Source organism: Vibrio sp. M260118 (assembly GCF_036533755.1).
Lineage (GTDB): Bacteria > Pseudomonadota > Gammaproteobacteria > Enterobacterales > Vibrionaceae > Vibrio.
The window spans coordinates 1-10,648 of the sequence record NZ_JATABG010000090.1 but is presented as its reverse complement, the minus strand read 5'-3'; the positions used below and the strand labels follow the sequence as shown (position 1 = coordinate 10,648).

Here is a 10,648-nt window from a genome sequence, read left to right as displayed (position 1 = left end):
GTATCGATTACAACAAGCTGCCAGAGCATGAAAAGCATATTTTCATCTCTAACCTTAAATACCAAACGCTACTCGACTCTATCCAAGGTCGTAGCCCTAACGTTGCCCTACTTCCACTGGTATCTCTTCCAGAAGTAGAAACCTGGATTGAAACTTGGTCATTCTCAGAGACGATTCACTCGCGTTCATACACCCACATCATTCGTAACATCGTCAACGATCCGGGCCTAGTGTTTGATGACATCGTTGAAAACGAGCACATCCTTAAGCGTGCCGAGGACATTTCTCACTACTACGATGATTTAATCCAGCTGACTAACGATTACCATCGTTATGGTGAAGGCACCCACACAATCAATGGCGAAGAAGTTACAATTACGCTTCACGATCTTAAGAAGAAGCTGTATGTGTGTCTGATGTCGGTTAACGCGCTAGAAGCGATCCGTTTCTATGTCAGTTTTGCCTGTTCATTTGCATTCGCAGAGCGCGAATTGATGGAAGGTAATGCCAAGATCATCAAGCTGATCGCTCGTGATGAAGCACTTCACCTTACTGGTACGCAGCATATGATCAACCTGCTACGCAACGGCCAGGATGACTTCTCATTTATGCAGATTGCTGAAGAGTGCAAACAAGAGTGTTTCGACCTATTCAAAGACGCCGCTGAACAAGAGAAAGAGTGGGCAGAGTACCTATTCAAAGATGGTTCAATGATCGGTTTGAACAAAGACATCCTTTGCCAATACGTTGAATACATTACGAACATTCGTATGCAAGCGGTTGGTCTAGACGCAGCGTATCCAGAAGCAACGTCAAACCCAATTCCATGGATTAACGCATGGTTGTCTTCAGATAACGTACAGGTAGCGCCACAAGAAGCAGAGATTTCATCTTACCTTGTTGGTCAAATAGACAGTGACGTTCGAGCTGATGACTTTAAGGATTTTGAACTCTAATGTCGCGAATTAAAATCAACGCAATCACCGCTATTCAATCGCATCCGTCGAATACCATTCTTGAAACAATGGAAAACGCCGGTCTCGAGCCTGAATATCACTGCCGAGATGGACATTGCGGCGCTTGTCGCTGCACTCTAGTCTCCGGCGAGGTCGAATACGTTGGTTTTGCCATGGCTTACACCAAAGAGAATGAAATCTTACCGTGTATCTGCCGAGCGAAAACTGACATCGAAATTGAAGATGTCAATTACTCGCTGAAAGAGAAACGCGCATAATTATTCAAGAATAAATTTAACCGATGGCCACGTAGCAGTGGCCATTTTTGTTGTTAGGCTCTTAGCCCTGATAGAAACTCGTCTGCGGTTAACATCGAAACCGACTTATCACCAATCTCTCTGCCACCATCATCAAACAAAGACAAGTGATAACCCAAGTTATCATCATCAGTTCGCTCTTTCGGCGCTTCAAGCCACAGCGAGATTACGTTATGGTGCTCATCGCTAAACGCCTCTCCCAAATAGACTTTTTGGCTTGCCACTTGATACCAAACGAGAATTTTGGACTGACTAAACATGCTAACCTCCTTGAGCAGATCGACTCCCGAAATCTCAGTTTAAAGGTTATTTTTCTGATTGCACGTTGCAAAATTAAGACAATTTTGACTTCCATTGAAAATCATTTAGTTAACATTTATTCAAAGAATGAATATTAAAAAAAATTTTTCGCTGTTTGGGAATAAGAAATGGTATCAAAAACTTATTACGGCACGGTAGTCTGAGCCTGTTTGACAAAACAGGCTCAACACTCTAGTTGAATATTTATTCACCAAGAGCATTACGAGGTACGAACATCTCTTTGTCGCGAGTTAAAGAGCTATAGTGAGCAAACATCGGCTTTGAGTTAAGGTATCTTCTCAGCATGTCCGCTGCCACAGTGGTAATAACCGACGTTCTATCTACACGGTTATACTGACGATTAAGCGTCAACACCTGCCCCCACTCTCCTTCTGGCGCTGCCAAAGCGACGGAAAACGTCTTGTCAGTTACTTTACCCGTGACAATAGCAATATCTGTTGCACATTTATCTTTGGTTGCACCAGCCAGAGCAAAAGATGCCGCAAGAGGATCGTCTTTATCATCACCAACACTGACACGCTGGCCTAAAACCCAACCATGACCACAGTACTCCGCACCCATTTCATTAGATTGAAGCCAGTGAGACAACGCACCATAGGTTGATTGCTCTGCAGTCGCGATTGACTGTTTACGCTCCTGAATCAGATAGGCGACGTGATCTTGCATTGACTCATCAACACTGACGACATTGTTTTCTATCAAGTTAAAGATAATTTGCAGCAGTTTTACGCGATTATCTAAGTCCCCCTTGGGGCCAAATAGCTTCACTTCGATATAAGGCAAATAAGAGCGATAACCTAACGTATAGCCTTGAGGTAATTGAACCTTATCAAGGGTATCTGACAATGCTGACTCGGACGTTCCAAACGTATACAGCTTACTGCATTCTTGCCCAGAAACATCTGGATGGCTGTTTTTCATGTCTGGCAAAATGCACTGCTCGACCATTAGTTTAAATTCACTTGGTACGCCAGGGGTAAAATAGCAGTCACAATCGTTGATAACAACTTTAAACCCGCAAGCGGTTCCGATCGGGTTATCGAGAAGAAGGGAGTCTTGTGGAAGCATCGCCTGTTTGTGGTTACTCTCTGGCATGGCTAATCCACGCGAAGAGAAAAACGCCTTTAACTTCTCTATCCACTCCGGATAGAGTACCAGTGGTTTTTCTGCCGCGATACTCGCTGCCTCTGCGCTCAAGTCATCACTTGTTGGCCCTAAGCCACCATTCACTATCACTACATCGCTGTTGAAACTCAGCATAAGCATCTCTTCAACCAAAGCAGACATCTCATCACCCACAGTCGAGCGCTTTGTCACGCTAAAGCCATGTTCAAAAAATCTCTGTGATAACCACGCAGCGTTCGTATCTACGATGTCTCCGTGAAGGACCTCTTCCCCTGTGCTGAGCATTGCGATTTTTAACATTATTTAATCCTTAGTGGCAAAACATCACAGTTTTTAAGAGTTTAACTCATAACAATTGTGCTAATTTGCCTAAAACCAACTAAATTTTCTATTTAGGACAATTATTGATTCTCAATCGTTAACTTTTACCAGATAATTGTGAACTTGATCATCAATTTAGAACCGATGGAGTACTCTGTGTTCAAAAAAAGCATTATCGCTTTAGTTTTGTCAGCGCCAGCTCATGCCAACGTTAATTTATATGCTCCCACAGACCATATTGAGTTTTCGTATACGGTAGATCAAGCTCAAATTAACACACCGTTCCATCACTCTTATCAGTATCAGCCCCCTAATCCGTTTGCACTTAGTTTGACAGAAAGTGAACTCAAGTTAGAAGAGCCAGAAACACCAAAGCATCTGACTGTTTCAGACGGAAAAGACTGGGACTATCTAATGGGGCAAACCTACACCATTTTAGGTTTGAGCGTAGCAACCGTTGGACTCATGACCCTTTTACCTGAAGAGATCACAAAGTGGGAAAAAGATGACCGAGATATAAGTAGCTTAGGCTCTAAATGGAAAGACAACGTCTCTTCAGGCCCGGTATGGGATCGAGATGAACATGTCCTGAACTACATTATGCACCCTTATTTTGGTGGTGTTTACTATACCGCTGCACGCCACGCAGGTTTCGATGAATTTGAATCTTTCCTCTATTCCGCCACCATGTCGACCTTTTTCTGGGAATACGGCGTCGAAGCGTTTGCAGAAGTACCATCATGGCAAGATATTTTCATCACCCCTTTCTTCGGTGCTATTGTTGGTGAAATGATGTTTGAAAAGGAGCAAGACATTGTGGCCTCAGGGGGCGAAGTTATGGGTTCAGAATCATTAGGCAGCGTTTCATTGTTTTTCCTCAACCCTGTCGGACATATTCACGGTTGGGTTAGCGGAGCATGGGGAGGCAGTGCCGAATTTCAATTTACCAACCAACCTTGGCTAGGTAATAAAGAGGCCGCTAAGTTCGCCTTAGACTCAGGTGCAAGCTACGACAGCGTATTTTGGGGCGCCGAGATGAAGGTGACGTTTTAAACATCCCATGGCCGATACGCAGTCAAACGTTTTGTGGTCGCTATAAAAGATCGATAATTGAGACAAGGATTTAGGGGTAATTCTTGACCCAGATCAAACCTAACTGGTCATGACATTCTAAACTGAAGTTAGGTATTAACTCTCTTTTATCGCTGTAGATGAAAGATACATCATGCCTTACTCAGCGTTTGGAGGCCCAGTATGAACAGTACATTCATTGTTAATTTCGTTGGCAAAGCTACGCCTGCTACTATCAAGCAACTTGCAGCTATTACTCATGAAAATGGTGGTAAGTGGCTAATCAGCAAAGTAAACTTCATCGAGGATCAAGTCGCTGCGGTCATCAAAGTGAACTTGCCCGCTGAGAATGAACAGGTCGTTAAAGATGCGTTTACGTCTCATCCAGACCTACTGGTACAAGTTGTCGATTCTGATCAACATGCTCACGACAGCGATGCAGTTTACCAACTAAGGCTCGACTCCAATGATCGTGCAGGTATCGTCAATGAGATCACCCATGTTCTTGATGGACAAGGTATCAACATACTGGATATGGATTGTCAGCGCGTATTTATTGCTGGCGGCGGTGGCGTAAGCTCAAGTCTTTTCACTGCAAGCATGTCGGTTAGGCTCCCTCAGCAAATCAACATTGATGATGTTGCCAATGAGCTGGAATCGTTGAGTGAAGATACTCGGGTTCTCGTTGAGAGCTAGATAGAAAAAGAGAGCGAAATTTCGCTCTCTTTTTTGTTTACCTCGGGGAGAGAACCTTACTTTACTGACCACTGAGAAAGTGAGCGCTTAAAGTCAGAGTAGTCGAACTCATTCAGCTTTTGGATCTCGCCCGTCGAGCGTTCACAATATACCGATGGCATACGCAAGCCATTAAACCAGTTAAGTTTCACCATGGTGTAACCTGCACTGTCTAGAATATGCAAGCGCTGACCAATTTCTACTGGCTGATCGAAGTTCGCAACACAGAACTGGTCACCAGCCAGACAAGAACACGAACCAATCACGTATTCATGATCACCGTTTTCAGATGCTTCCAAGATTGACGCAGGCTCGTTGTAAATCAATGTATCGAGTCGGTGCGCCTCTGTCGCTGAATCGACAATCGCCGTCTTCTTAACGTTCTCGACGATATCAACCACAGTCACTACAAGATCAGTCGTTTTAGTAATGATTGCTTCACCCGGCTCGAGATACATCTGAACGCCGTGCTTTTGTGCAAACGCTTTGAGTGCCAAACCGAGCTTTTCAATATCATAGCCCGGCCATGTAAAGAACACCCCGCCGCCCATACTTACCCAATCAAGCTTGTCTAGATACTTACCAAACTGTTCGGAAATAGAGTCAAGCAGACCAATAAACGCATCCACGTCTTTGTTTTCGCAGTTCATATGGAACATCACGCCATCGATGTTCTCAAACACTTGTGGGTTGATATGATCGGCTTGCACACCAAGACGCGAGAACTGACGCGCAGGGTTAGCAAGATCTTGACCTGCGTAGCTTACACCTGGATTCAAACGTAAACCCAGTGAAGCTTTTCCTTCCACAATATGTCGGTATGCAGCAAGTTGAGACTGAGAGTTGAAGATCATCTTGTCACAGATATCAGCGACTTCACGCACGTCATCTTCACTATAACCCACACTGTAGGCATGAGTTTCGCCGCCAAAGGTTTCGTGACCAAGCTTAACCTCAAAAGGGCCAGAGCTCGTCGTTCCATCAAGATAGGGTTTGATGATGTCAAACACCCCCCAAGTGGAGAAGCATTTGAGTGCCAATACCAATTTAACCCCAGAGATCTTTTTAAGCTGCTTTGCTTTCTCTAGATTTTCAATCAACTTAGCTTCGTTGATCATAAAGTATGGGGTTTTAAGTTGTTGTTTATTAACTGTCATTAGTGCGCGCTTATACTCTACCCGAAGATAGGAAAGTAAAACCAAATGAGTTGGCATTGGTTGTTTTTAATTTTGTCCTGTCTGAACGAAGTGAGTTACAAAATTAAAACCACTAATGACCACTCAATATACGTAAAAAGGGAACAGTTCTGTCCCCTTTGATACCAAACTTAAAAAAAACAGCCGTTATTTTTTAAGTTCGTGAATGACTGGTAAACCTTGACCAGCTTCTAGCTCTTGAACGTGCCAGTCTAAACCGATGCTTGGCATTGTCTCTAGGAATGGGTCTGGATTTAGCTGCTCCATGTTGAACACGCCTTTGTCTGCCCACTCACCGCGGAAGAACTGGAGTGCCGCAGTAATTGCAGGAACACCTGTCGTGTATGAAATCGCTTGGTGCTCAACATCTTCATACGCCACTTCGTGGTCAGCATTGTTGTAGATAAACACGCTACGCTCTTTACCGTCTTTCTTACCTTGTACCCAAGTACCGATACACGTTAGGCCAGTGTAGCCCGGTGCGAGTGACGTTGGATCAGGCAATAGTGCTTTAAGTACGTGTAGAGGCTGTACAACGGTACCATCGTGAAGCGTTAGCGGATCTGGGCTAAGTAGACCGATATCGCGCATACAGTTGAAGTAGTTTAGGTACTTGTCACCGAAACCCATCCAGAACTCAATGCGTTTTGCTGGAATGAACTCTTGCATTGAACGAACTTCATCGTGCGCCATTGAATATACTTTATGAGTACCACAGTTAGGGAAATCAAACTCAAGCATACGTGAGTGACAAGGCACTTGTTTCCACTGCTCGTTTTCCCAGTAGAAAGAGTCACCTTGGATCTCAAGCATGTTGGTTTCAGGGTCAAAGTTAGTTGCGAACTTCTTGCCGTGATCGCCTGCGTTTACGTCCATAACGTCGATCGTATCGATTTCATCAAACAGATGCTTCACAGCGTACGCTGCGAATACCGACACCACGCCTGGATCGAAACCCGCACCTAGAATACCTGTGATGCCCGCTTGTTCGAACTTCTCACGGTAACCCCACTGCCAGTCGTAAGCCTCTGGCACTTGCTGACCTTCAGAACAGAGATCAACGGCTACTGATGTATCTAGGTATGAAACTTTCGCTTGGTAACATGCTTCCATAATGGTCATGTTAACCCAAGGAGGACCTGCGTTAATCACAAGATCTGGCTTCACTTCGTTAATAAGAGCAACGAGTGCATCGACATCATCAGCGTTCACTGCGCGTGCTTCGAGTTTCTTAGATGCATCTTTCAGGTTATTTTTCTTCTGAATCGATTCGATGATTTTTTCACACTTACCAACCGTGCGAGACGCGATAGTAATATCTCCTAGAACGTCGTTGTTTTGTGCCGCTTTGTGTGCAACAACCCAACCAACACCACCTGCACCAATCTGTAGAATAGCCATAGTTTTCCGTTACCTTTATTAAGCTAGCTCAGCCGCTAGCGTGTTAATTTTCAAAAGCAAAGATTCAAAATCCGCTGTCGTCAAACAAGGGTTTAAAATCGTAAATTTAAGTGCGGTTTGACCATCAACGATGGTTTCACCGAGAACTGCAATACCGCGAGTCAACGCTTCAAGGCGCAACGCTTTGTTCAGTTCATCAAGATCGGCACACACATTGGTTGCTCGGAAAAGAACCGTTGAAAGTGCTGGTTCAGCCAGAAGCTCGAACTGATCATGTGCACGAACCATCTCAGCAACGTCTTTAGTTTGTGCCAACAAGTGATCATACATATCACCAAGCGCTTTAGGCCCGACGTTTTGCATCGTCATAAAGACTTTCAATGCGTCAAATCGCTTCGTCGTTGCGATAGATTTGTCCACCAGGTTTGGTAGCTCATCGTGTTCACGGTTTAGGTAGTCAGCATGGTGAAGCAAGAACTTAAAGTTCGACTTATCATTCACCAGCAACGCGCCACAACTGATTGTTTGGTAGAATAATTTGTGGAAGTCGACACTGATCGAGTGTGCTCGCTCTACACCTTTCAGGCGTGATTTGTGACTGCTAAGAATCAATGCACCACCATAAGCGCCGTCAACATGCATCCACATTTCGTGTTTCGCTGCCATATCAGCAATGAAATCAAGTTCGTCAATCGCACCGTGATCGGTCGTCCCCGCAGTGCCAACAATCGCGAATGGAATCAAACCTTCTGCTTTTGCCTGAGTTAGAACTTGATCTAATTGGCTTACGTCCATTGTACCGTCAGCGTTCGCATCGACGGTCATCACGGCTTTCTCACCTAGCCCCATCCAAGATGCTGACTTTTGAACCGTGAAGTGTGATTTCTTAGAGCACACAATGCGCAGTTTGTCTGCGTAATCTGGAAGACCCAACTTCTGAATAGAGTGACCGCTTAGCTTGTCAGCAATCCAATCACGAGCCAGCATTAAGCCCATTTGGTTGCTTTGTGTGCCGCCGCTAGTGAAGATGCCGTCCGATTTTTCACCAAGTTCGTACTTGTCACACAGCCAGTTAATCACCTTTTGCTCTACGTAAGTCGCAGACGACGCTTGATCCCATGAATCCATTGATTGGTTCAATGCTGCAATCATGGCTTCTGCCGCGACTGCTGGCATAAGAGGCGGTGTATGTAGGTGAGCAATGCAATCTGGGTGCTGAGTGAAAATCGCATTCTTCGCAACAAGCTCTGCTGCTTCATCAATTACAGATTTTAGCGATGCGTTTTTGTTGTCCAGATCGACAGCGTTAATCGCCGCTTCGAGCAGTTTTGGATCCATACCAGAGTATGGCGCGTCCACCTGCTCGAATACTGACTTCATCGCGGCTGTGGTGTGATTCATTACTGAGGCAAACTCAGTACCGCCTAGCTCACCAGTTTGAATGAAGTGCTTCTTCCACTCTTCTTGTGGGTCTGCTTCAACGTTGCTCCCGCCTGCAGCGATGATCGCATCTTCCAGTACGCGCAGTGCAAAGTCAATTTGCTCGAAAGAGATAATCAATGGTGGAAGGAAACGAATCACCGAACCGTCGCGACCGCCCTTTTCTACCATCAATCCACGTTCAAGCGCCGCACGTTGAATCGCAAGAGTAAGCTGGCCATCTGACAAAGGCTCACCAAACTTGTTTAGCTCGCCACTTGGATGTTTAATCTCAACGCCAAGCATCAAACCTTTGCCGCGTACATCTGCAATACAGTTGACGCGCTTTTGAATGCTCTCAAGGCCAAAACGTAGGTACTGGCCTGCAACGTTTGCATGCTCGACAAGGTTATCACGCTGGATGATTTCGAGTGCTTTCGCCCCGGACACCATCGCTAGTTGGTTGCCACGGAAAGTACCGGTGTGTTCACCTGGCTTCCATGTGTCGTGTTGCTTGTTGATCACAAGTAGCGACATCGGCAAGCCGCCGCCAATCGCTTTCGACAAACACAGAATATCAGGGACAATGCCTGCTTCTTCGAATGCGAAGTTGTAGCCAGACTTACCTACACCACATTGAATTTCGTCAAAAATTAGTAGGATACCGTGATCATCACAGATACGACGCAACTCACGTAGCCAAAATGCAGGAGCAGGAATAACACCACCTTCACCTTGCACTGGCTCTACAACGATCGCTGCAGGCTTCATGATCCCTGCTTCATCATCGTTCAAAAGACGTTCAATATAACGAATGCCCGATTTCGCGCCTTCATCGCCACCTAGACCAAATGGACAACGCAGATCGTAAGGGAATGGCATAAAGTGGACGTCTGACATCAAGCCAGTGCGACGTGCTTTGGTGCCCAAGTTACCCATCATTCCCATGGTGCCGTTCGTCATGCCGTGGTAAGCACCGCGGAAAGCGAACATGGTGTTGCGACCAGTTGTCTGCTTTGCCAGTTTGATTGCCGCTTCAACCGCATCCGCGCCAGAAGGACCACAGAACTGGATCACACAGTTGTCGCTCAACTCTTGCGGTAAAAAGCCTTTAACAGACTTAATAAAATGCGTTTTCGCTGAGGTTGCGATATCGAGCGTCTGGTATGGCAAACCAGAATCCAATTGTTCTTTTAGCGCTTGGTTGATCTCTGGATGGTTGTACCCCAGAGCCAATGTACCCGCACCCGCAAGGCAATCTAGGAAAATTTGACCACGCGTATCTTCGACTAAACAACCATACGCTTGTTTAATCGCAATAGGTAATCGACGTGGGTATGATCGAACTTCAGATTCGTGTTGCTCTTGGTCCAGCAAGATCTGGTCAGGAGTAAGATCGTACGTTCCTTCCAATACTGGAATCTGAGTTGAAAAAGGTGTTGCGATAGCGGTGTCAATTACAGCGTTATCGACTTCAAAGGCTGTGCTCATCATTAAATCCCTTGAAATAGTGTTCTCTCCCTCAATCAGAACGGATTTGAGGGTACAGCAAACCTCGCAGCGAGTTGTCTAAATAGCGCGTACGAGAGAACGATCCATCGAGGATGGATTGAATATTAAGAGACTAAATCAAGGTTCAGTAATGCAACTGTCTTGTAAAACAGGGCATTGAGGAAGAACTAAGCTGATTAATGTAATTTTGGTATGTGAGTTCAATGTTGGGTTTCCCATTCACATGCCGCTTCGCGACATTAGTATCCCGTCTATCGACAAAAGGACTTGCCGA

9 protein-coding genes are annotated in these 10,648 nt (G+C 45.3%); 4 read left to right on the top strand and 5 right to left on the bottom strand.

Annotated features, from left to right (window positions below; translation table 11 throughout):
• Both nrdB and yfaE read left to right on the top strand, forming a co-directional pair.
• A partial coding sequence (nrdB, locus tag QTO00_RS07755) for a class Ia ribonucleoside-diphosphate reductase subunit beta (RefSeq protein WP_331424084.1) occupies positions 1–956 on the top strand: 956 nt, incomplete at its 5' end.
• Positions 956–1,234: a class I ribonucleotide reductase maintenance protein YfaE gene (gene yfaE / locus QTO00_RS07750; RefSeq protein WP_038207621.1), complete on the top strand. Its 279-nt coding sequence runs from the start codon at positions 956–958 to the stop codon at positions 1,232–1,234. The genes nrdB and yfaE, both read left to right, overlap by 1 nt.
• Positions 1,235–1,287: 53 nt before the next feature.
• Here yfaE and QTO00_RS07745 read toward each other — a convergent pair whose 3' ends face one another.
• A complete protein-coding gene (locus tag QTO00_RS07745) occupies positions 1,288–1,533 on the bottom strand; it encodes a hypothetical protein (RefSeq protein ID WP_331424082.1) in 246 nt (81 codons plus the stop codon).
• Positions 1,534–1,777: 244 nt separating this feature from the next.
• On the bottom strand, positions 1,778–3,019 hold the full coding sequence (locus tag QTO00_RS07740) for a CinA family nicotinamide mononucleotide deamidase-related protein (RefSeq protein WP_331424081.1): 1,242 nt from the start codon (positions 3,017–3,019) through the stop codon (positions 1,778–1,780).
• Positions 3,020–3,196: 177 nt separating this feature from the next.
• On the opposite strand from QTO00_RS07740, the gene QTO00_RS07735 reads away from it, so the two are divergent.
• Positions 3,197–4,093, top strand: coding sequence for a DUF3943 domain-containing protein (locus tag QTO00_RS07735; protein WP_331424079.1), 897 nt, complete (start codon positions 3,197–3,199; stop codon positions 4,091–4,093).
• 201 nt (positions 4,094–4,294) lie between these two features.
• On the top strand, positions 4,295–4,807 hold the full coding sequence (locus tag QTO00_RS07730; protein WP_331424078.1) for a glycine cleavage system protein R: 513 nt from the start codon (positions 4,295–4,297) through the stop codon (positions 4,805–4,807).
• A gap of 56 nt (positions 4,808–4,863) precedes the next feature.
• Here the strand turns inward: QTO00_RS07730 and nspC are convergent, their stop codons facing one another.
• From nspC to QTO00_RS07715, 3 genes are all read right to left on the bottom strand, one after another.
• The gene (gene nspC / locus QTO00_RS07725; protein WP_331424077.1) at positions 4,864–6,003 is read right to left on the bottom strand and encodes a carboxynorspermidine decarboxylase; all 1,140 of its coding nucleotides are present in this window, start codon (positions 6,001–6,003) and stop codon (positions 4,864–4,866) included.
• A 186-nt stretch (positions 6,004–6,189) separates the two neighbouring features.
• Complete coding sequence (locus QTO00_RS07720) at positions 6,190–7,443, bottom strand: carboxynorspermidine synthase (RefSeq protein ID WP_331424076.1); 1,254 nt, start codon at positions 7,441–7,443, stop codon at positions 6,190–6,192.
• 18 nt (positions 7,444–7,461) lie between these two features.
• Complete coding sequence (locus QTO00_RS07715) at positions 7,462–10,353, bottom strand: pyridoxal phosphate-dependent class III aminotransferase (protein WP_331424074.1); 2,892 nt, start codon at positions 10,351–10,353, stop codon at positions 7,462–7,464.
• Positions 10,354–10,648: the final 295 nt, after the last annotated feature.

Bases quoted from the DNA above. Each gene is read 5' to 3' on its own strand.
- yfaE (WP_038207621.1), top strand. From the start codon at position 956: ATGTCGCGAATTAAAATCAACGCAATCACCGCTATTCAATCGCATCCG.
- QTO00_RS07745 (WP_331424082.1), bottom strand. From the start codon at position 1,533: ATGTTTAGTCAGTCCAAAATTCTCGTTTGGTATCAAGTGGCAAGCCAA.
- QTO00_RS07740 (WP_331424081.1), bottom strand. From the start codon at position 3,019: ATGTTAAAAATCGCAATGCTCAGCACAGGGGAAGAGGTCCTTCACGGA.
- QTO00_RS07730 (WP_331424078.1), top strand. From the start codon at position 4,295: ATGAACAGTACATTCATTGTTAATTTCGTTGGCAAAGCTACGCCTGCT.
- nspC (WP_331424077.1), bottom strand. From the start codon at position 6,003: ATGACAGTTAATAAACAACAACTTAAAACCCCATACTTTATGATCAAC.
- QTO00_RS07720 (WP_331424076.1), bottom strand. From the start codon at position 7,443: ATGGCTATTCTACAGATTGGTGCAGGTGGTGTTGGTTGGGTTGTTGCA.
- QTO00_RS07715 (WP_331424074.1), bottom strand. From the start codon at position 10,353: ATGAGCACAGCCTTTGAAGTCGATAACGCTGTAATTGACACCGCTATC.